General features: G+C 68.9%; 20 protein-coding genes. 7 read left to right on the top strand and 13 right to left on the bottom strand.

What is annotated here, in order from left to right; translation table 11 throughout:
* Position 1 precedes the first annotated feature (1 nt).
* Positions 2–850: an ABC transporter permease subunit gene (locus tag AC1DWT_RS03840; RefSeq protein WP_206015304.1), complete on the bottom strand. Its 849-nt coding sequence runs from the start codon at positions 848–850 to the stop codon at positions 2–4.
* Positions 847–1,785: an ABC transporter ATP-binding protein gene (locus tag AC1DWT_RS03835; protein WP_095861054.1), complete on the bottom strand. Its 939-nt coding sequence runs from the start codon at positions 1,783–1,785 to the stop codon at positions 847–849. The genes AC1DWT_RS03840 and AC1DWT_RS03835 overlap by 4 nt, the downstream gene beginning before the upstream one ends.
* Here AC1DWT_RS03835 and AC1DWT_RS03830 point away from each other — a divergent pair.
* Complete coding sequence (locus tag AC1DWT_RS03830) at positions 1,784–3,073, top strand: sensor histidine kinase (RefSeq protein WP_241031554.1); 1,290 nt, start codon at positions 1,784–1,786, stop codon at positions 3,071–3,073. The genes AC1DWT_RS03835 and AC1DWT_RS03830 overlap by 2 nt on opposite strands.
* Positions 3,070–3,738, top strand: a complete 669-nt coding sequence (locus AC1DWT_RS03825) for a response regulator transcription factor (protein WP_206015303.1) — start codon at positions 3,070–3,072, stop codon at positions 3,736–3,738. The genes AC1DWT_RS03830 and AC1DWT_RS03825 overlap by 4 nt, the downstream gene beginning before the upstream one ends.
* A 17-nt stretch (positions 3,739–3,755) precedes the next feature.
* Here the strand turns inward: AC1DWT_RS03825 and AC1DWT_RS03820 are convergent, their stop codons facing one another.
* Positions 3,756–5,201, bottom strand: a complete 1,446-nt coding sequence (locus AC1DWT_RS03820; RefSeq protein WP_072937868.1) for an MFS transporter — start codon at positions 5,199–5,201, stop codon at positions 3,756–3,758.
* A gap of 103 nt (positions 5,202–5,304) precedes the next feature.
* On the opposite strand from AC1DWT_RS03820, the gene AC1DWT_RS03815 reads away from it, so the two are divergent.
* Together AC1DWT_RS03815 and AC1DWT_RS03810 are read left to right on the top strand one after the other, a co-directional pair.
* A complete protein-coding gene (locus AC1DWT_RS03815; protein WP_072937867.1) occupies positions 5,305–5,904 on the top strand; it encodes a TetR/AcrR family transcriptional regulator in 600 nt (199 codons plus the stop codon).
* A 57-nt stretch (positions 5,905–5,961) separates the two neighbouring features.
* Entirely contained in the window at positions 5,962–6,609 is a 648-nt protein-coding gene (locus AC1DWT_RS03810; protein WP_072937866.1) for an FHA domain-containing protein, read from the top strand.
* Here the strand turns inward: AC1DWT_RS03810 and AC1DWT_RS03805 are convergent, their stop codons facing one another.
* From AC1DWT_RS03805 to AC1DWT_RS03785, 5 genes are all read right to left on the bottom strand, one after another.
* A complete protein-coding gene (locus tag AC1DWT_RS03805; RefSeq protein WP_095860744.1) occupies positions 6,610–7,569 on the bottom strand; it encodes an alpha/beta fold hydrolase in 960 nt (319 codons plus the stop codon).
* Between the two features lie 375 nt (positions 7,570–7,944).
* A complete protein-coding gene (locus tag AC1DWT_RS03800; RefSeq protein ID WP_072937864.1) occupies positions 7,945–8,244 on the bottom strand; it encodes a hypothetical protein in 300 nt (99 codons plus the stop codon).
* A 125-nt stretch (positions 8,245–8,369) separates the two neighbouring features.
* Positions 8,370–8,783 (bottom strand): hypothetical protein, encoded by a 414-nt coding sequence (locus AC1DWT_RS03795; RefSeq protein ID WP_174705457.1) that lies wholly within the window; start codon positions 8,781–8,783, stop codon positions 8,370–8,372.
* Positions 8,784–8,918: 135 nt separating this feature from the next.
* Positions 8,919–10,649 (bottom strand): acyl-CoA dehydrogenase family protein, encoded by a 1,731-nt coding sequence (locus AC1DWT_RS03790; protein WP_206015302.1) that lies wholly within the window; start codon positions 10,647–10,649, stop codon positions 8,919–8,921.
* 68 nt (positions 10,650–10,717) lie between these two features.
* Entirely contained in the window at positions 10,718–12,463 is a 1,746-nt protein-coding gene (locus AC1DWT_RS03785; protein WP_095860746.1) for a proline--tRNA ligase, read from the bottom strand.
* 56 nt (positions 12,464–12,519) lie between these two features.
* On the opposite strand from AC1DWT_RS03785, the gene yaaA reads away from it, so the two are divergent.
* Positions 12,520–13,263, top strand: a complete 744-nt coding sequence (gene yaaA / locus AC1DWT_RS03780) for a peroxide stress protein YaaA (RefSeq protein WP_095860747.1) — start codon at positions 12,520–12,522, stop codon at positions 13,261–13,263.
* A gap of 56 nt (positions 13,264–13,319) precedes the next feature.
* Here yaaA and AC1DWT_RS03775 read toward each other — a convergent pair whose 3' ends face one another.
* From AC1DWT_RS03775 to AC1DWT_RS03760, 4 genes are read right to left on the bottom strand one after another with little or no spacing between them, the layout of a single operon-like run.
* Positions 13,320–13,712, bottom strand: coding sequence for a universal stress protein (locus AC1DWT_RS03775; protein WP_072937859.1), 393 nt, complete (start codon positions 13,710–13,712; stop codon positions 13,320–13,322).
* Entirely contained in the window at positions 13,709–15,268 is a 1,560-nt protein-coding gene (locus AC1DWT_RS03770; RefSeq protein WP_072937858.1) for a tripartite tricarboxylate transporter permease, read from the bottom strand. Before AC1DWT_RS03770 ends, AC1DWT_RS03775 begins: the two co-directional genes overlap by 4 nt.
* Position 15,269: 1 nt before the next feature.
* Positions 15,270–15,803 carry a tripartite tricarboxylate transporter TctB family protein gene (locus AC1DWT_RS03765; RefSeq protein ID WP_206015301.1) on the bottom strand — a complete coding sequence of 178 codons (534 nt, stop codon included), beginning with the start codon at positions 15,801–15,803 and terminating at the stop codon, positions 15,270–15,272.
* Positions 15,800–16,789 (bottom strand): Bug family tripartite tricarboxylate transporter substrate binding protein, encoded by a 990-nt coding sequence (locus tag AC1DWT_RS03760; RefSeq protein ID WP_072937987.1) that lies wholly within the window; start codon positions 16,787–16,789, stop codon positions 15,800–15,802. The genes AC1DWT_RS03765 and AC1DWT_RS03760 overlap by 4 nt, the downstream gene beginning before the upstream one ends.
* 67 nt (positions 16,790–16,856) lie before the next feature.
* Between AC1DWT_RS03760 and AC1DWT_RS03755 the strand changes: the two genes are divergently transcribed.
* Complete coding sequence (locus AC1DWT_RS03755) at positions 16,857–18,473, top strand: sensor histidine kinase (RefSeq protein WP_095860748.1); 1,617 nt, start codon at positions 16,857–16,859, stop codon at positions 18,471–18,473.
* 30 nt (positions 18,474–18,503) lie between these two features.
* Positions 18,504–19,178 carry a response regulator gene (locus AC1DWT_RS03750; protein WP_072937855.1) on the top strand — a complete coding sequence of 225 codons (675 nt, stop codon included), beginning with the start codon at positions 18,504–18,506 and terminating at the stop codon, positions 19,176–19,178.
* Positions 19,179–19,190: 12 nt separating this feature from the next.
* Here AC1DWT_RS03750 and AC1DWT_RS03745 read toward each other — a convergent pair whose 3' ends face one another.
* Entirely contained in the window at positions 19,191–19,952 is a 762-nt protein-coding gene (locus tag AC1DWT_RS03745) for a trypsin-like serine peptidase (protein WP_477919786.1), read from the bottom strand.
* Between the last annotated feature and the right edge of the window lie 26 nt (positions 19,953–19,978).

Here is a 19,978-nt window from a genome sequence, read left to right as displayed (position 1 = left end):
GTCAGTTCACGTCACGGCGGCGGACGAGCCAGATCGTGCCTGCCGCGAACGCGGCGACGTAGGCGGCCAGGACGAGCACCGACGTGCTGCCGTCGAGGATGTTCAGGACTCCCGGGGTGGTGTCGCCGCCGAAGTCGCGCAGTGAGCCTGCCAGCGAGCCCGCGGCGGTGCCGGGGAGGAAGTCCGTCACCACCGACACGGTGTCGAGGACGGCGGCGACTCCGCGGAGCAGGTTTTCGACCACCAGCACCCACACGAGGCCGAGACCGACGGACAACGCGGGCCCCCGCGCGAGGGCGCCGACGAGGACACCCGCCGCGGTCCACATGGCGAGGATGAGCATCCCGGAGGCGAGCGCCTTCAGCATCGCCGAGGCGGCAGGCAGATTCGCCGGTTCCGATTCGACCGCGGCGATGACGGTGGCCACCCCGACGTCGACGGCCGCCACGGTGAGGACGAGTCCGATCACCACGGTCAGCAGCGCGAGGAGGGTTCCGGCGAGCGCGGCCGATCGCGAAGGGCCCTGGGTGAACACGGTCTTCCACGTCCCCCACCCATAGCCGCTGCCGATGGTGAGCGCGCCGAGGATGAGCATCAGCGCACCCCCGAACATGGCCATGCCCTGGGTGAACACCTGGGGCACCGCCGAGGGCAGCATCTGCGCGAGCAGCACGTCCGGGGGCGCCGACGACGCCATGTCGGTGGTGCCGCCGGTCTTGAACGTGATGTAGTTGAACAGATAGACGAAGACCAGGTTCAGCACGATCCACGCGGCGAGCAGCACCCACATCGACGGCCACTGCCGCAGTCGGAGAAGCTCTGCTCGCGTGCCGGCGATCACTGCATTCATGACATTCTCCTCGGTTCGTTGCTCGCCGTGCGGTCGCCGGGATTGCTGTCGGACGTCATCGCGAAGAAGACGTCCTCGAGCGATCGCTCCCGCCGGGACAACTCGTACAGGTCGATTCCCGCGTCGACGAGAACACGGGCCACCTTCGGGGCCAGTTCGGGCGACACGGCGACGGCGAGCGCGTCACCCACTGTGTCGACGACGTCGCGCCCCAGCAGTTCCGCGAGCACCGCCGCGGCCCGTTCCCGCGGATCGGCGCGTACCAGCAGGCTGGTGCCGCCGCGCAGTTCGGCGACGGTGGACTGCGCGATCAGCTCGCCGCGTGAGATCACGCCGACGCGATCGCAGATCTCCTGCACCTCGCTGAGCATGTGGCTGGACAGCATCACGGAATGCCCGGAATCGGCGAGTTCGACTATCAGTTCCCGCATCTCGGCCATCCCCGCCGGGTCGAGACCGTTGGTGGGTTCGTCGAGGATCAGCAGATCGGGTTCGCCGAGGAGTGCGGCCGCGACACCGAGTCGCTGCTTCATCCCGAGCGAGTAGGTGCGGAACCGGTCGTGTCCGCGATCGCGCAGGCCCACCCGGTGCAGCGCGGATTCCACCGCATCGTCCGGCAGCCGGCGGTATCTGCTCAGCACCCGCAGGTTGTCGCGCCCGGACAGGTATGGGAAGAAGCCGGGGCCTTCGATCAGCACACCGGTGCGCGCCGCCACCGCGCTGTCACCGGGTGCGCACCCGAAGAGCGTCGCGGTCCCGGAGGTCGGCCGGACGAGGCCCGTGAGCATGCGCAGTGTGGTGGTCTTGCCTGCGCCGTTCGGTCCGAGGAACCCGTACACCTCGCCCGCCCGCACGGTCAGGCTGACGGCGTCGACCGCCGCGTGTTCGCCGTAGCGTTTGGTCAACCTGTCGGTGACCACGATGTCGGAAGTCATGGCTCCAGCCTCGGCCCCGCGGACGGCGCGCACATCCGCCTGCGCGCGTCTTCTCGCGTACGTGCCGCGGACGATGACAGCGTCGCCGGATCGGGTCTACGTTCGGGTGGTGCACACCGACCGGAGGGACACGTCGATCGCCCCGCGGGACGTCCTGATCGCCCTGGGCGTCGCAATCGTGCAGGTCGTCGGCAGTGTCGGCGCCAACCACAACCAGTCGTGGGCGACGCCGCTGGACGCGGCGGGCTTCGTGTTGCTGGTGTGCGGTCCGCTCGCACTGCTCTTCCGGCGACGGTCGCCGGTCACGGTCCTGCTCGTCGTCCTCGCCGTCACGGTCCTGTACGTCGTCCGGGGTTACGGGTACGGCCCGGTGTTCCTGTCGCTCGTGGTCGCGTTCCTCGGCGCGGCGACGGCCGGGTCGCGCTGGCGCACGTATCCGATCCTCGCGGTCGGTTACGTGATGATCGTCTTCGCCGTGCCCGCCGTCTCGGCCGCCGAGGCTCCGTCGCTCCTCGCCCTCACCGGCATCGCGGCCTGGCTGCTGGTGCTCCTTGCCGCCGCCGAGATCATCCGTCAGCGCCGCGGGACGCTCGACGCCCACAGGCAACGCGCCGAGGCGGCGCAACGCAGCACCCTGGACGAGCAGCGCCGCCGGGCCAGCGAGGAGCGGCTCGCGATCGCCCGCGAGCTGCACGATGTTCTGGCACACAGTCTTTCGCTCATCAACGTGCAGGCGTCGGTCGCACTCGAGCTGTGGGACAGCAGACCCGAACAGTCACAGGAGGCACTGTCCGCGATCAAGGTCGCGAGCCGTGACGCGATCGGCGACGTCCACGCGCTGCTGGCATCGCTGCGCGGCGAAGACAGCCCGCCCACCGCGCCCACCGCCGGGATCGGGGACCTGGACGGTGTGGTCGAGCGTGCCCGCGCCGCGGGTCTTGCGGTGACGACGATCGTCGAGGGCGCACCGCGGCCGTTGCCCGCCGTGGTCGACGTCGCTGCCGCGCGCATCGTGCAGGAGTCGCTGACCAATGTGGCCCGCCACTCCGGCGGCTCGTCGGCCGATGTCACGGTGACGTACTCGCCCACGTCCGTCCGCGTCCGGATCGACGACGACGGACGGGGCCCGGACGGCGCGTCGGCCGGTGGCGGCGGCAACGGCATCCCCGGCATGCGGGAACGCGCCCGCGCCCTCGGCGGTGAACTGACCGCCGGGAGCGGGCCGGGTGGCGGCTTCCGGGTGCAGGCGACGCTCCCCCTCGGGCACGACATGGTTGACCGGGCATGACGATTCGCGTACTCGTCGCCGACGACCAGGCCCTCGTGCGGGCGGGTTTCGCCGCCCTGCTCGACGCCCAGCCGGACATCACCGTGGCCGGTCAAGCCGAGAACGGCGAGCAAGCGGTGAGCCTGACCCGGACGCTGGTTCCCGACGTCGTCCTCATGGACATCCGGATGCCGGTGCTCGACGGACTGGAGGCGACCCGGCGTATCGCCGCCGATCCCGCGCTGTCCGGCGTGCGGGTGGTGGTGCTCACCACGTTCGAACTGGACGAGTACGTCTTCGAGGCGATGCGCGCGGGGGCGACGGGTTTCCTGGTCAAGCACACCGAACCCGCCGAACTGGTGCGGGCGGTCCGCGTGGTGGCCGACGGGGATGCCCTGCTGTCGCCGTCTGTGACGCGGAAACTGGTCGCGGAGTTCGCGACCCACGCCAAACGGCCGCCGCACTCCGGCCGCCTCGACGACCTCACCGATCGTGAACGCGAGGTGATGCTCCTGATCGCCGAGGGCCTCACCAACGCCGAGATCGGCTCGCGACTGTTCCTGAGCCCGGCCACCGCCCGCACGCACGTCAGCCGGATTCTGCTGAAACTCGGCGCCAGGGACCGCACACAACTGGTGGTCATGGCGTACGAGTGGGGCCTGGTCCGGCCGGGCTGGCAGGACTGACGCCCGGTCCGGCCCCATCACATCGACGCCAGGACCGCCTTCGACCGTCCCGGCATGAGGGCGGCGGCGACGACCGCGACCGCCACGGACCCGGCTCCCACGTACAGCGCCGGCGCGAGGGCGTCGATGTACCCGGTCGGTGTGAGGCTGCCGCCCGCACCGAGGAACACCGCGGTCAGCAGCGCGATCCCCAGCGCGACTCCGATCTCCCGGAGCGTCGCGTTGGTCGAACTGGCCGTGCCGTGGTCGGCCTCGGGCATGTCGGCGAGGACGGCGGTCGCGTTGGGGGCGAACGTCAGACCCATTCCCGCGCCGGCCATCACGAACGCCGGAACCATGCTGCCGTAGGTGGCGCCGGGAACGATGAGCGACGCCATCCAGAGCAGTGACAGTCCCTGTAGCACCAGTCCGGTGACGAGGAGCGTCCGGACGCCCAGCCGAGGCGCGAGCAACCCCGCGATCGGCGCCACCACCATGGGTGCCGCCGTCCACGGCAGCGTCCTCAGGCCGGCCTCGAACGGGGAATACCCCATGACGATCTGGAGGTACTGCGACAGGAGGAAGACGGCACCCATCATTCCCAGCGTGAACGTCAGCCCGATCACGTTGGCCAGGGAGAACTGACGGGACCGGAACAACCGCAGCGGCATCACGGGAAACGGTGTGCGCAACTCGCGCACCACGAACGCCGCGAGCAGCACCACCGCTGCGACGAGGGCACCGAGAACAGTGGCACTGGTCCAGCCGTCGTCGTTGCCGTGCACGATGCCCCAGACTCCGAGGAACACCGCGGCCCCGGCCAGTACGACGCCGAGCGGATCCAGCGATTGCCGCTTCCCCTTCGACTCGCCGAGCGCGTAGAGCGCCAACGGGATCGCGACCGCGGCGACGGGAACGTTGATCCAGAACACGGCCTGCCACGACACCCCGTCGACGACGGCGCCGCCGATCACCGGGCCGAGAGCGATTCCGAGCCCCGAGACGCCGCCCCAGATCCCGATGGCGAGGGCTCGCTTGGCGAGCGGCACGGCCCCGGCGAGCAGGGTGAGCGAGAGCGGCATGATCGCGGCCGCGCCGACACCCTGGACGGCCCGCGCCGCGATCAGCATCTCGGAGGTGGTCGACAGCGCCGAGGCGATCGATGCCAGCGCGAAGAGCACTATGCCCCAGAGGAATACACGCCGGCGCCCGAGCCGGTCGCCCAGCGCCGACAGCGTCAGCATCAAGGTCGCGAAGGCCAGCGTGTAGGCGTTCAGGAACCACTGCAACTGCCCCACCGACGCATTCAGGTCGCGTTGGATCACCGGCAGGGCGCTGGTCATCACGAGGTTGTCGAGGGTGGCCATGAACATCGGGATCGAGGCGGCGGCGATCGCCAGCCACACCGGCACCGTCCGGCCGCGGAGATGCCCCGGGGGCGGCGCCGCCGATTCGTGGTCGAGGCGTTCGGAGAGTGTCGTCATGACGGGACCTCACATCCGAGTCGTGGGTAGAGGAAACCAGAAGTTGTAAGCATCAGATGATTACTTATTTCGGAGACTAGTAATCAACTGATAACATGTCAACATGGCCTCGCCCGTGAAACAGACCCGCATGAGCGCGACGGAACGGCGTGAACTCGTACTGGCCGCCGCCTCCCGCGCGTTCGCCAGGGACGGCTATCACGGCACCAGCACCGACGCCGTCGCACGCGAGGCCGGGGTGTCGCAGCCGTACGTGGTGCGCATGTTCGGTTCGAAATCGCGGCTGTTCGCCGATGTCTTCGACCGCGCGATGTCCCGGATTCTCGAGACCTTCGAACCCTGGTTCGACGGTGTCGCCGCCGACCCCGAGAACGACGAATCGTGGCTCCCGATGGGCGTCGCGTACACCGAATTGCTCGAGGACCGCGACCTCCTGCTCGTGATGATGCACGGCTTCACGTCCGGCGCGAACCCGGAGATCGGCGCACTGGCGCGCGACTGGATGTCCCGGCTCTACACACAGATCCGCACACGCACCGGCTGCAGCCCCGAACGGGCCCGCACCTTCATCGCCAACGGAATGCTGCTCAACACCCTGCTCGCCATGCAGGTACCCGAACATGCCGGGCAGGATCCGGCGCTCGAGGAACTCGCCGTGTGCGCATTCGGCAACACCCTGGACGCCGCAAGCTCCGAGAACTGATCCGTGATCGGCGATTTCCGCTCTTGATCTTGCTCATCGGACACACGGCGGGGCACGATGGAAGCGTGCGGAAGGGGTGTAGCCGTGGACCGAGCCGTTGAGTCTCGACTGAGCTATTCCGACAGGGAGGGTCACCACCACACCGTGGACCTCTCCCCCACTTCCGCGCGCGTCACGATCGGACGGTCGCCCGGCTCCGATCTACTCCTCACGGAGGACGACGAGGTCTCGCGACTCCACGCCGTGCTCGAATGCGTCGGCTCGCACTGGACCATCCTCGACGACGGACTCTCCCGTAACGGCACGTTCGTCAACGGCGAGCGACTCGCGGGCAGGCGCCGGCTCCGGCAGGGCGACAGCATCCGCATCGGCGGAACCAAGATCCGGTACCTGGAATTCGGCGGCGCTCTCGACGAGGCCACCCGGATGGGGACCGACATGCCCGACGTCCGGTCCCTGACCGACACCCAGCGGGCGGTCCTCACGGCGCTGTGCCGGCCGTACAAGCACGGCGCCGCGTTCGCGAATCCCGCGTCGAACCAGCAGATCGCGCAGGAGTTGTTCCTCAGCGTCGACGCGATCAAGACACATCTGCGCGCATTGTTCGCGAAGTTCGGCGTCGGCGATCTCCCGCAGAATCAAAAGCGGGTCAGCCTGGCCGAGCGGGCCATGCGCAGCGGCATCATCAACGAGCGCGATCTCTGATCAGCACGCGGCCATCAGCTCGCGGTGCGCGGCCGTCTCACCGTGGGCGATCCGCTCGACGAGGCCGATGATGGCGAGCGCGACGTCGGCCGCACGTTCGAGGATCACCGAGTGACCGGCCCCGTCGACGCTCACGAGCTCCGAAGCGGGGAGCTTCGAGGCCATCGCGACCGAATGCTGGAGCGGGGTGAGCATGTCCACCGAACCGCACAGGATCAGCGACGGGATGTGAGCTAGCGCGGCGAGGGAGTGCCGCTCGTCGAACCCGAGCAGGGATTCGAGGAAGCTCGACATGGTGACGACGGACGTGGTGTTGGCCATCGCCGCGACCAGTGCGGCCAGGCGAGGGTCGACGACCCGGTTGCGGGCGCCTGCCGCGCGGGCGATCGCCGTGCAGACGGTGCGACCCACCCGCTTCGATCCGTGCACGACCCGCGGTACCCGTCGCACCGCGGTGCGGAACAGCGACACTGCCGGGCTGCGCAGGTGCCGACCGAGACCGGCCTCGGCGAGATCGCACGCCGCGGTGGAGATCAGGGCCATGCCCACGACCCGCGAACCGATGGTGTGCGGGTTCTGCCGCGTGTAGGACAGCGCCGTCATCCCGCCCATCGAGTGCCCGACGAGGACGACCGGACCGTGCGGTGCGACGGCGTCGAGGACGGAACCGAGGTCGCGGCCGAGCTGATCGATCGTGTAGGTGGCGGCCGGCGCCTCCCCCGACTCACCGTGCCCCCGGTGATCGTAGAAGACCATGCGAACATCGTTGCGCCAGAAGCGGACCAGCTGTTCGCGCAGTGCCCACCAGGATTCGGTGCGCAGGCAGTGACCGTGGACGAACACCACCGTGGTGGCCGCGTCGGGCGAACCGAACTCGCGAACCGCGAGCGGGACCCCGTCGTCGGTCCTGACCGTGAGGCGACGACCTTCGTGCTCATGTGCAACCGGGGTGTTCGTCATGATGGCCTCCTCGGTTTCTTCGCTCGCGGCTGGTGAAGCGTTACGTTCTTGCTTGTCCCCTACTTTGCCGCGCACCGTCGGCACCAACCAGGACCCCCAGTGGTGGCCACCGCACCCGGAGGTGTCGCGCATTCCACCCCTGGGGTGGGTGGACACGGGCATGCCGGAGATCCCCCTCGGCGAGGGGGCATCCGGCAACGAGTGCCGGCGCGGAAGAACCCCGGACTCTTCCCCTCGTGAGTTCCGATTCCGGGGTCCTCACCGCGACGAAGCAACCGGTCCGGGTCGCTCGCGACTGGAGGGGTGTTCTCTGCTGCCGATTCAGGATGCGGTGTCCGGACGGGCACCACCAGGCACCCCGGGGTGGGGAACCCGTCACCCCCAGGGAAGGCCCGCGCCGCCCTGTCCGCCGAAGTCGTGGCCGCCGACGCTCGTTCCGCCGGGCCCGGCCTTGATCCCGTCCACCGCGATCGGCCCGACATGGGGGCCGCCGATGTCGACGTTGCCGCCCTGCGCGTTCGGTCCGGGAGCAAGGGTGCTCACGGAGGGATCGTCGGAGGGTGCGTCCGGTGCCGCCGACGCGATGCCCGCGCCCGCCGCGAGGACGAAGAACGCGGCCGCGACGGCGGCACCCGTGCGTGTGAGGACAGTGGAGAAGCCGAAGGAAGTCGACATGGGAAGAACCTTTCGCAGTGCGTGGCAGGGGGCGGGAGTAGTCGGTATGGCATGGCGCCGAGGGGCCGGCACCTGGCGGTGTCGACCCCTCGGGTGTTCAGCGAGATCGAGCGATCACGACTCGGTCAGAAGCAGAAGACGAACCCGCAGTTCTGGGTGTTGTCCGTCGTGGTCGTGTCACCGGCGCCCGCGCCTCCGTTCGCGGAGCCACCGTTCGCATCCCCGGCATTGCCTCCATTGGCGTCCCCGGCGTTCCCGCCGTTTCCTCCGTTGCCACCGTTGCCGGCGTTCTGGGGACCGGTCGTGGTACCCGGGCTGCCGATGACCGGACCGCCCAGCACGACGTTTCCACCGGAGCCGTTGCCGCCGTTGCCGCCGGCACCGCCCTGAGAAGTGCCGCCGTTGCCACCCTGCGAGGTGCCGCCCGGTGCCGTGCCGCCGTTACCACCCGGATCGGCGGAGGCGATTCCCGCTCCGGCCGTGAGGGCGAAGCCCGCGATCGCGAGAGCGGAAAGGGTGCGCTTGAAGGTGTGTGCCATGTGTGGATCTTTCTGTGGGGGTGGGGTTTTGCTTGCCACATAAGAATGCGCTGAGAGCGCCCACCCGGACAGATACCCCAGGGGGCGCAAGCGGCACCCCGAGGGATGACGCCGCCCCACCCCGTGGAGCCGTGCCTACGGCCGCATTTCGTACGCCCCGTCGTACCCTTCCACCTGCGCCCACACCCGCGAGAATCGTTCCGCGTCCACGACGGGCCGGCGGATCGCGCCGAGCGCCCACTCCTGCTGAGCCTCGGTGGCGGACGATTTACCGTGCAGCGCAACGGCATAACCGGAGAAGTCGCGAATCTGGAAGTCGAAGATCTGGTCGATCAAGTCGCGGTCGACGCCGGCGATGCCGGCCTGCTCGAGAATCAGGTGCCCGTAGACCACGAGCGAGAACAGGTGCCCGAGGTCGAGCAGGAAGTCGAGGTCCTTCTGCTGGTCGGCGTCGGGCGGGGCGGTGGTGAGCAGTTCCCGCAGCGCCGTCGCCTGCTCGTGGAACCGGGCCACGTTGGGGACGTCCGAATGCGCCTCGTACACCGTCGTCCAGTCGTGGAACTGGATCTTGCCCGCACCTCGGGTCGGGCCTTGGGCCCAGAAGAAGGCGTCGTCGGCGGCGTCGATCCTGGTGCCGATCTCCGGGTACTCCGCGGGATTGAGCAGGTAGTTCGGCATGAACTTCAGGATCAGACCGACGTTGACGTGCACCGTGCCCTCGAGCTTCGGCAGGGTGCCGATCAGCTGGGCGGCCTCCCGGAAGTAGGTGTTCTTCTCGTAGCCCTTCGCCGCGATCACGTCGTGCAGGAGCGCGATCACCTTCTCCCCCTCGGAGGTGACCTTCGCCTTCGTCATCGGGTTGAACAGCAGGTACCGGCGGTCGTCGAGACTGGCGCTGCGGAAGTAGTCGACGGAGCGGGCGCTGAACAACTTCATCGCGACCAGCCTGCTGTACGCGTCGACGAAGTTGCCGCGCACGTGCGGGAAATCGGTGACGGGGTTTCCGTACAGAATCCTGTTGTGCGCGTGGGTGATCGACTCGTACAACGCGTGCTCGGAGATACCGATGGAACCCGTGCACAGGTTGAACTTGCCGACGTTGACCGTGTTCAGCGCGGCCTCGAACGCGGCGACCCCGGTGTGCAGGATGTCCTCTTCCCGCACCGGGTAGTCCTCGAGCCGGAACGTGCTGACATACATCTGGCCGTGCACCACGTTGCCCTGCAGGTGGTACGCCGGGTGGCGGCTGTCCGCGACGAAGAAGACGTAGCCGTCGCTGCCCTCGACATCGGTGCGCCTGCCGAACACCGACACCATGCCCGCGACGTTGCCGTTGCCGATGTAGTACTTGTCGCCGCTCGCGGTGAACGCGAGATCCGGGTCACCCTCGGCGGGAGTCAGCAGCATATCCGTCGAGTAGACGTCCGCACCGTGTTCCCGCTCCGACAGACCGAACGCCAGCACCCCGCCATCGTCGAGGAGCCTCGCAGCGCGATCCTTCGCCGCCCGGTTCCCGCTCATCCAGATGGGGCCGAGACCCAGAACCGTCACCTGCCACGCGTACCAGTACGCCAGCCCGTAGAACCCGAAGATCTCACTGAGCGCGGCGTTGCGTGCGGCATCCCAGCGTTTACCCGGATCGCCGCCCGCCGACTCGGCAGGCGTGAGGAACGTGGCGAACAGCTTCTCCCGTTTCACGAACTCCAGGAAGTCCTCGGGCCAGACCGCCTCGAGATCATCCTCGAGGAGCCGCTTCTTGCCCCGCGACTCGAACCACTCGATCAGCGCCCGCAGCAGTCTGCGCGTCTCCGGATCGAAATGCTCGGGATCGTAGGAGTTCGGATCGAACAGCAGGGAGTTCGTCACAGCAGGCCTTTCGTCCGGACGTGTCAGGCCAAGCTAACAGTCCGGACGAAAGGCGTGGGGCGGTTTGATCAGCCCCTGACGGTCTTGACGATCTCGCTCAGCGCGGACTCGGCGGCCACCTCGCGGCTCTCGCCGGTGAAGCGGTCCCGCACCTCCACCTTGCCCTCGCCCCAGCCGCGGCCGACGACCACGACCAGCGGGACACCGAGCAGTTCGGAGTCCTTGAACTTCACGCCCGGCGACGCCTTGCGATCGTCGAGGATGACCTCGAGACCGGCCTTGTCGAGGTCGGCGGCGAGTCCCTCGGCGCCTTCCCGGGCGGTGTCGTCCTTGTTGGCGATCACCACGTGCACGTCGGCGGGCGACACCTCGGCCGGCCAGCGCAGGCCCTTCTCGTCGTGGTGCTGTTCCGCGATCACGGCGACGAGACGGGAGACGCCGACGCCGTAGGACCCCATGGTGGGCCGGACAGGCTTGCCGTTCTCGCCGAGCACGTCCACGGAGAACACGTCGGTGTACTTGCGACCCAGCTGGAAGACGTGACCGATCTCGATGCCCCGCGCCGCGACGAGTTCACCGGCGCCGTCGGGTGACGGGTCGCCTCCGCGGACCTCGGCGGCCTCGATGGTGCCGTCCGGGACGAAATCGCGGCCCGCGACGAGCCCGACCACGTGCTTGCCCTTCTCGTCGGCACCGGTGATCCAGCTGGTGCCGTCGACGATGCGGGGATCGACGAGGTACCGGACACCGTTGGCCTGCAGCGCCTTCGGTCCGACGTACCCCTTCACCAGGAACGGGTTGGCCTCGAAGTCCGCCTCGGTGAGCAGTGCGAACTCCGCGGGCTCGAGCGAGGCGCCGAGACGCTTGTCGTCGACCTCGCGGTCGCCGGGGACACCGATGGCGAGCAGTTCCCACTTCCCGCCGGGCTGCCGGGTCTTGACGAGGAGGTTCTTCAGCGTGTCCGCGGCAGTGACGGTCCGGCCCAGGTCGGCGTCGTTCGCCCACGCGACGAGCGTCGCGATCGTGGGAGTGTCCGGCGTGTCGTACACCTTCGCGGCGGGCAGTCCGTCGAACGGAATCGGCTCGGGAGCGAGCGTCTTGACGGCCTCCACGTTGGCGGCGTAGCCGGACTCCAGGCAGCGGACGTACGTGTCCTCACCGATCTCGCTCTCCGCGAGGAACTCCTCCGACGCGCTGCCGCCCATCGCCCCGGACGTCGCCGACACGATCACGTACTTGACGCCGAGCCGGGCGAAGATCCGCTCGTACGCGTCGCGGTGCGCCTGATACGACTCGGTGAGCCCCTCGTCGGTGAGGTCGAAGGAGTACGAATCCTTCATGACGAACTCGCGGCCGCGCAGAATGCCGGCCCGCGGGCGCTCCTCGTCGCGGTACTTGGTCTGCACCTGGTACAGGGTGACCGGGAAATCCTTGTACGAGTTGTACTCGCCCTTGACGGTGAGCGCGAACAGTTCCTCGTGGGTGGGTCCGAGCAGGTAGTCGCCGCCCTTGCGGTCCTTCAGGCGGAACAGTCCGTCGCCGTACTCGGTCCAGCGGTTGGACGCCTCGTACGGTTCCCGCGGCAGCAGCGCGGGCAGGGAGATCTCCTGCGCACCGATGCCGTTCATCTCTTCCCGCACCACCCGCTCGACCTCGCGCAGCACGCGCAGACCCAGCGGCAGCCACGAGTAGACACCGGGCGCGATTCGACGCACGTAACCGGCGCGGACCAGCAGCTTGTGGCTGGCGACCTCGGCGTCGGCGGGGTCGTCGCGCAGCGTGCGGAGGAACAGGTGGGACAGGCGGGTAATCACGGGATACCAGAATAGTCGGCTGGGACGAGGCCGGGCGCGTCGGTAGGGTTTCGTGCGTGCTGGTGCTACTTCCTCCCTCCGAAACCAAGTCCGACGGCGGCGCCGACGCGCCCCTCGACCTGGCCGAGCTGTCCATGCCGCAGCTCACCGAAACCCGTGAAATGCTGGTCCAGGCGCTGGTGACGCTCGCCGCGGACGGGGAGGCGTCGCAGCTCGCGCTCGGCCTCGGCCCCACGCAGGCCGACGAGATCGAGCGCAACGCCAAACTGTGGGTCTCCCCCACCCGGCCCGCACTCGAGCGCTACACGGGTGTGCTGTTCGACGCGCTCGACGCGAAGTCGTTCACCAGGGCGCAGAAGTCCAAGGCGCTGTCGCGGCTCGCGATGGGGTCCGCACTGTTCGGCGCGGTGCGCGCCGGTGACCTGATCCCCGCCTACCGGCTGTCGGGCGGGTCGAAGCTGCCCGGGCTGAGCACCCTCCGCGCGTTGTGGAAGCCGGAACTGTCCCGGGCGATCACGGCCGAGGCGGACGGTCTCGTCGTCGACCTGCGCTCGGGGACGTACCAGCAGCTCGGACCGATCCCCGAGGCGGTGATCGCCACGGTTCTCACGGAGAAGCCGGACGGCACCCGCACCGTCGTCAGCCATTTCAACAAGCACCACAAGGGTCTGCTGGCCCGTGCGCTCACCGTGTCCCGTGCCGAACCCCAGGACGTTCGCGGGGTGGCGCGGGTGGCGTCGAAGGCCGGACTGCGCGTCGAGGTGGCGTCAGACCGCGAGCTGATCATCCTCACCGACTGACCGCCACCCGTGAGTACTTGTTAACCGCGGGCGGTTAACAAGTACTCACGGGTGCGTCAGCGCTCGGCGGGCTTGACGGCGAGGACCGGTTTGCGGCAGGACAGCAGCAGCCGCTGGGCGGTGCTTCCCATCAGCAGCTTCCCGACGGGGGTGCGGTCGCGGATGCCGATCACGAGCAGTTCCGCGTTCGGCGCCGTCATCGCCTCGAGGATCACGTCGACGGTTTCGTCCCCGACGATCTGCCGGACCTCGTGGTCGATTCCGCTCGCGGCCAGTTTGCCTTCGAGTTCCTGCAGGTGCGCGTTGTCGGCGAACGACTGATCGGCGAGGGAGTCGCCCTTCGACGAGTTGATCACGAGCAGCGACGTTCCGCGCAGCTGCGCCTCCGCGACGCCGTGTTCGAGGGCCGCCCCTCCGAACTGGTCGGGGGTGTATCCGACGACGATCATGCGTGTGCCTTCTCTCTTGTGTCGGTGGAGTCGCCGCCGGCCGGTCCGTCGGGGAAATCGGGGGCCGCGACGGGGTAGTGCGCGCGGACGACCTTGGCGACGAGGGGTGCGATGAGGAGCACGGCGATCACGATGTAGACGATGATCGCGACGGGCTCGGTGAACAGGCTGCCCCAGTCGCCGCCGCCGAGTTGCAGGCTCTGCCGCAGTTGCCGTTCGATGCGCGGCCCGAGGATGACGCCGATGATCAACGGCAGCACCGGCAGCCCGAACCTCCGCATCATCAGACCCAGCAACCCGAACGTCAGCAGCAGCGCCAGGTCGAGCCATTGGAGGTTGACGGCGAACGCGCCCAGGGCGGCGAAAAACAGGATGCCCGCGTACAGGTAGGGGCGCGGGGTGCGAAGCAGCTTCGCCCACAGCGGCGCGAGCGGAAGGTTGAGCACCAGCAGCAGGAAATTGCCGATGAACAGACTGGCGATCAGTGTCCAGATCAGCAGCGGTTCCTTCTCGAACAGGGTCGGGCCCGGCTGGATTCCGTACGACACGAAGGCCGTCAGCATGACCGCGGCCGTGGCGTTGGTCGGCAGACCCAGCGAGAGCATCGGCACGAGCGTGCCTGCCGCCGACGCGTTGTTGGCGGCCTCGGGGCCTGCGACACCCTCGATGGCGCCCTTGCCGAATTCGTCCTTGTGCTTCGACAGCTTCTTCTCGGTGATGTAGGAGAGGAACGTGGGCAGTTCGGCGCCGCCGGCGGGCAGCGCACCGAACGGGAACCCGTAGGCGGTGCCCCGCAGCCACGGCTTCCAGGAACGCTTCCAGTCGCTCTTGCCCATCCAGGGCCTGCCGACGGGGATGACCTCGGCCGGTTTGCGACGGAGGTGCGCGGCGACCCAGAGGGCCTCGCCGAGCGCGAACACGGCGACCGCGACGACGACGATGTCGATCCCGTCCGACAGCTGCGGGATGCCGAACGTGGCACGCGGCTGGCCGGTGAGGAAGTCGATGCCGACCAACCCGATCGCGAGACCGAGGAGCAGGGAGATGCAGCCGCGGAGCTTGGAGGTTCCGAGGACCGCGGTGACGGCGACGAGAGCGAGCAGCATGATCGCGAGGTACGACGGCGCACCGAGGGTGACCGCGAAACTCGAGACGGCAGGCGCGAAGAGCACCAGGAGCATCGTGCCGATGGACCCGGCGACGAACGACCCGATCGCGGCGGTCGCCAGGGCCTGCGCGGCCCTGCCTGCTCTCGCCATCTTGTTGCCCTCGATCGCCGTGATCACCGAGGAGGACTCGCCCGGCGTGTTCAGCAGGATCGACGTCGTCGACCCGCCGTACATGCCGCCGTAGTAGATGCCGGCGAACATGATGAACGCGGCGCTCGGGCTGACGTTGTAGGTGACGGGAAGCAGGAGGGCGACGGTCATGGCCGGTCCGATGCCCGGGAGCACACCGACCGCCGTGCCGAGCAGGACGCCGATGCAGGCGTAGAGCAGGTTCATGGGGGTGGCCGCCTGCTCGAACCCCTGCAGCAGCCAGTTCAGATTGTCCATGTCAGAGAATTCCGTCCAGAATGCCTGCGGGCAGCGGTATTCCGAGCCCGACGTAGAACGCGTAGAAGCTGCCGAATCCGAGTACGGCCCCGATCGCGATGTTGCGCACCCAGTGCCTGCTGCCCAGAATTGTTGCGGCCCCGGCGAACAGGACGGTGCCGATGATCGCCCAGCCCAGGAAGTCGACGAGCGCGATGGTCACCACGAACAACCCGACGAGCAGACCGACTGTCTTCCAGTCGCCCGGAGAGTCCGGATCGACGTCCTCTCCGCTGTCCGCATCCCCGGTGGAGCCACGCAGGATCGCGACGGCGAACACCACCGACAACACCAGCAGTCCCCCACCGATGACGAGCGGGAACAGTCGCGGGCCCACCGGGTCCACCTTCGCGAAGCCCTCGCTGAGCGACAGCGCGTCGACGACGAGGAACACCCCGATCACGGCCAGCACCGCGCACACGACGAACTGCGCGTGGTCCCTCCGCTTCGGCGCCGTGTCCACGGAGACGGCGGACGGTTCTGCGGGCGCGGTCATGCCAGCCCCAATTCGGCCAGCGTGGACGAGACCCGCTCGTCCTGGTCCCGGAGGAACTGCTCGAACTCCGGTCCCGTCATGAAGGCGTCACTCCAACCGTTCTTCACCAGGGCCTCCTTCCATTCCGGTGTGTCGTGCAACTTCTGAAGCGCCTCGACCATGTCGGCCTTGGCGCCGTCGGACAGCCCGGGCGGCGCCAGGACGCCCCGCCAGTTGGTGAAGGTCAGGTCCACTCCGGCCTCGGTGAGCGTCGGCGCGTCGACACCTTCGACCCGCTCGTTTCCCGACACCGCGAGGACCCGGACCTGGCCGGCCTCGATCTGGTCCACGTACTCGCCGAGGCCCGACGTGCCCGCGGTGATCTTCTTACCGAGAAGGGCAGTCAGCAGGTCGCCTCCGCCGTCGTAGGACACGTAGTTCACCGCGTTCGGGTCCACTCCCACCGCGCGTGCCGTCTCCATCGGGAACAGGTGGTCGGGGCCGCCGGGCGAGGAACCGCCGCCGATGGTGATCGACGCCGGGTCCGCACGCCAGGCCGCCACGAAGTCGTCGATGGTCTGCAGTGGCGAATCCGCGGGCACCAGAATGCCCTCCTGCTCCTCGACCATCTTGGCCAGGGCGGTGGCGTCGGAGACGCGTGCGGTGGAGCCGTTGGTGTATCCGGCGCCGACGACGCCGAGGCCCATCATCATCATGAGGTCGTCGTTGCCGGCCTCGTTCATCAGCCGGGCCATCGCCACCGTTCCACCTGCGCCGATCACGTTGAAGACCTCGACGCGGCCGGTGATGTCCTCGTCTTCCATGATCTTCACCGCGGTCCGCGCCGTGAGGTCGTAGCCGCCGCCCGGACTGTTCGGAACCATCATCCGCACCCTGTGCAGGCCCTCGTCCTCGCCGCGGGTGACCCCGCAGCCGGCCACGAGGAGGCCCACGAGCGCGAGCAGGAGCAGCGCGCGTACCCTGCTCCCGCTACCTGTTCTCGACATCGTTCCCCATTTCGCCATGAATGTGATCTTCCGCAATACTGAACCTCCGGCGTGATGCACGTCACCTATGCGAACGAAACGGAACTTAAGTTCATTGTGGTCACCACTTCATCCCCGCGTTCGTAGCCTCGCGGGCCAGGTCCTGCTCCTCCAGCTCGTCGTCGTCGCCGTCGTGCTGCTCGCGGTGGCCGCGGTGTCGGTCCACCAGTCGACCGTGGAGTTCCGCGACCTCCAGGGACAGCGCATGATCGCGGTGGCCGAGAACGTGGCGTCGACGCCGGTGGTGCGCGACCAGCTGTCGGACCGCTCGGTCGAGCGGGTGCTGGCACCGGAGGTCGATCGCGCCGTCAACCTGTCGGGCGCCACGCTCGCCGAGATCGTCGCGCCGAACGGGGCGGTCACCGTGTCGTCGGATCCGACCCGGCTCGGGGTTCCCGCGGAACTCGGGGCCAGCGACGTGATGACCGGACGCGCCTGGTCGGGCGACGTGGACGTCGACGGGCGCCGCGCCATCGTCGGGCACGTCCCGATCCTGTCCGCGACCGGGGACGTCCTGGCGGTCGTCTCCGTCAGCGACGACTACCCGTCCATCTGGGACCTGCTCAGCAGCGCGGGGGCGCGCCTGCTGCTGTATCTCGGGATCGGCGCCGGTCTGGGGCTTCTCGGCTCGTGGCTGCTGTCCCGCCGGATCAAGACCCACACCCGCGGACTCGAAATCGCCGAGATCGCAAGTCTCGCCGACCATCGCGAGGCCCTGCTGCACAGCATCCGCGAGGGGGTGGTCGCGGTGAACCCCGACGGGGTGATCACCGTGCTCAACGACAGCGCCCAGGAACTGCTCGACCTCACCGGCGACGCCGTCGGCAGGCACGTCGACGACATCGCGCTCGACCCGGCCGTCCGGCAGTACCTCCTCACCGGGGAGGACGGCCGCGACGTGGTGCTGTCGACGTCGTCGCGGATGCTCGCCTTGAGCCGCCGCGCCGCGACCAGCCAGGGCCACGAGATCGGCACCGTCACCACGATGCGCGACAGCACCGAACTGGCGTCGATGCAGAGCCAGCTGTCTTCGCACAAGAGTGTCACCGACACCCTGCGGGCGCAGACGCACGAGTTCGCCAACCAGCTGCACACGATCTCGGGGCTGACACAGCTCGGCGACTACGACGCGGTCACCGAGTTCGTCGGCACCCTCACCCGCCGTCGGGCGGAGATCAGTGATGCTGTCACGCAACGTATCTCGGATCCCGCCGTGGCCGCGCTGCTGATCGCGAAGACGTCGCTCGCCGCCGAGACCGGGGTGTCGCTGACGCTGGAACCGGACTCGCACCTGCACGCCCTCGACCCCGAACTCGCCACCGACGTGATCACCGTGCTCGGCAACCTCATCGACAACGCCGTCGACGTCTCCGAGGGCGGCCGGGACGCGCGGATCTCGATCCGGATCACCGACGACGACGGCATTCTCATCGAGGTCGCCGATTCCGGCCCCGGAGTTCCCGAGACGATGCGGGAGGAGATCTTCTCCCGCGGGGTCACCTCGAAGCCCGGCACGCCCGGCGGCCGCGGAATCGGGCTCGCCCTGGTCCGTCTCGTCAGCTCCCAGCACGGCGGGTCCGCGGCCGTCTCGGACGCACCCGGCACCGGTGGTGCCTTGTTCACCGTCCACGTGCCGCGTAGCTAGACTCTCCGATCATGACGGGACGGCGCGGCGATGTATGAGGTCCTGGTCGTCGACGACGACTTCATGGTCGCGGAGATCCACCGCCGATTCGTCGACAAGACACCGGGGTTCACCACCGTCGGGGTGGCGCGGACCGCCGCGGACGCCCTCGAATCGGTGCGCACCGGCAACCCCGACCTCGTGCTCCTGGACGTGTACCTGCCGGACATGTCCGGCCTCGACGTCCTGCAGCGACTGCGCGCCGAGGGCAACGCCGTGGGCGTCATCATGATCACCGCCGCCCGGGAGATCGACACCGTCAGCCGCGCACTGCACGGCGGCGCCTCCGACTATCTGGTCAAGCCGTTCGACTACACGCAGCTGCAGGAGAAACTCGAGAACTTCCGGCGCCGCGCCCGCGCGCTCGAATCACAGTCCGGCGCCGACCAATCCCTGATCGACTCCCTGTTCGGGGGCAAGGGCAAGAATCCGGACCCGAGCCGGCTACCGAAGGGGCTCAGCGCCGAAACCGGCCGCCTGGTGCTCGACATCCTGCGGTCGAAGGGCGAGCTGTCGTCGACCGAGTGCGCCGAACTCGCCGGACTGTCCCGGGTCAGTGTCCGCCGCTACCTCGAGCACTACCTGTCCGAGGGACTGCTGGAGGTCCGGCTGGAGTACGGGGGTGCGGGCAGACCCGTGCGCCGGTACCGGCCCGCCCCCCGCTGACCACAGGCTCCGTCAGGATCGGGTGCAGGTACCGGGCAGTGCGAACGGTGTCGAGTCGCCCGCGCCGCGGTTCTCCGCGCGCTGCAACAGGTCGAGTGTGGCGGCGCCGAAGGCCGGCGAGTAGGACACCGAGTCGGTGCACCCGCCGTGGTCGAGGCCCCCGACGAGGGCGACGACCCGCGGACCCGCCACCCACGGGCCACCACTCGTCCCGTCGCCGAGACCGTCGCAGACCACCGTCGGATAGCTGTCCGTCGACGTGGTCGCGGCTGTGCACGACACCGGACTGTCACCCAGCGTCGGGTAGCCGGTAACCGCCACGGTGGTCTCGGCTGCCGGGGCGGGCGCCAGTTCGAAGCCGCCACCGACCACCGATTCGACGGAGGCGGGCACGGTGGTTCCACTCGGCGCCACCCGGAGGACGGCAAAGTCGTGCTGGGGGTCCTGCGACTCCAGCCAGGCGGGGTCGACGTAGATCTGGGRCACCGTCCACAGTCCGAACGGGGCCACGCCGCGGTCGTATCCGGGCGCGAACGACAGGGCACCGCCGGACCCTGCGATGCAGTGCGCGGCGGTGAGCACGAGGTCGCCGTCCGTGCTGTCCAGGACCGATCCGGTGCAGACGTGGATCGGCGTCCCGGCCAGGAACAGCGGACCGACGCGTGGGTCCGGTGCGGCGGGCGCGGCGGTGGCCGGAACCCCGGCCACCCAGGCAGCCAGCAGCATGCCTACTGCGACTGCCCCCATGACGGACGTGCGGGTGGGCGTGAGCACAGGACCATCATGCTCCGCCCGACGTG

It is taken from the genome of Rhodococcus sp. P4_B6 (assembly GCF_056402215.1).
This window is presented reverse-complemented; position numbering and strand designations above follow the sequence as displayed.

Coding starts and splice junctions, on each gene's coding strand:
- AC1DWT_RS03775 (WP_072937859.1), bottom strand. CDS start 13,712: ATGATCGTCGTCGGATACACCCCCGACCAGTTCGGAGGGGCGGCCCTC.
- AC1DWT_RS03825 (WP_206015303.1), top strand. CDS start 3,070: ATGACGATTCGCGTACTCGTCGCCGACGACCAGGCCCTCGTGCGGGCG.
- AC1DWT_RS03830 (WP_241031554.1), top strand. CDS start 1,784: ATGGCTCCAGCCTCGGCCCCGCGGACGGCGCGCACATCCGCCTGCGCG.
- AC1DWT_RS03835 (WP_095861054.1), bottom strand. CDS start 1,785: ATGACTTCCGACATCGTGGTCACCGACAGGTTGACCAAACGCTACGGC.
- AC1DWT_RS03750 (WP_072937855.1), top strand. CDS start 18,504: ATGTATGAGGTCCTGGTCGTCGACGACGACTTCATGGTCGCGGAGATC.
- AC1DWT_RS03810 (WP_072937866.1), top strand. CDS start 5,962: ATGGAAGCGTGCGGAAGGGGTGTAGCCGTGGACCGAGCCGTTGAGTCT.
- AC1DWT_RS03840 (WP_206015304.1), bottom strand. CDS start 850: ATGAATGCAGTGATCGCCGGCACGCGAGCAGAGCTTCTCCGACTGCGG.
- AC1DWT_RS03805 (WP_095860744.1), bottom strand. CDS start 7,569: ATGACGAACACCCCGGTTGCACATGAGCACGAAGGTCGTCGCCTCACG.
- AC1DWT_RS03765 (WP_206015301.1), bottom strand. CDS start 15,803: ATGACCGCGCCCGCAGAACCGTCCGCCGTCTCCGTGGACACGGCGCCG.
- AC1DWT_RS03795 (WP_174705457.1), bottom strand. CDS start 8,783: ATGGCACACACCTTCAAGCGCACCCTTTCCGCTCTCGCGATCGCGGGC.
- AC1DWT_RS03800 (WP_072937864.1), bottom strand. CDS start 8,244: ATGTCGACTTCCTTCGGCTTCTCCACTGTCCTCACACGCACGGGTGCC.
- AC1DWT_RS03760 (WP_072937987.1), bottom strand. CDS start 16,789: ATGTCGAGAACAGGTAGCGGGAGCAGGGTACGCGCGCTGCTCCTGCTC.
- AC1DWT_RS03820 (WP_072937868.1), bottom strand. CDS start 5,201: ATGACGACACTCTCCGAACGCCTCGACCACGAATCGGCGGCGCCGCCC.
- AC1DWT_RS03770 (WP_072937858.1), bottom strand. CDS start 15,268: ATGGACAATCTGAACTGGCTGCTGCAGGGGTTCGAGCAGGCGGCCACC.
- AC1DWT_RS03755 (WP_095860748.1), top strand. CDS start 16,857: ATGCGAACGAAACGGAACTTAAGTTCATTGTGGTCACCACTTCATCCC.
- AC1DWT_RS03815 (WP_072937867.1), top strand. CDS start 5,305: ATGGCCTCGCCCGTGAAACAGACCCGCATGAGCGCGACGGAACGGCGT.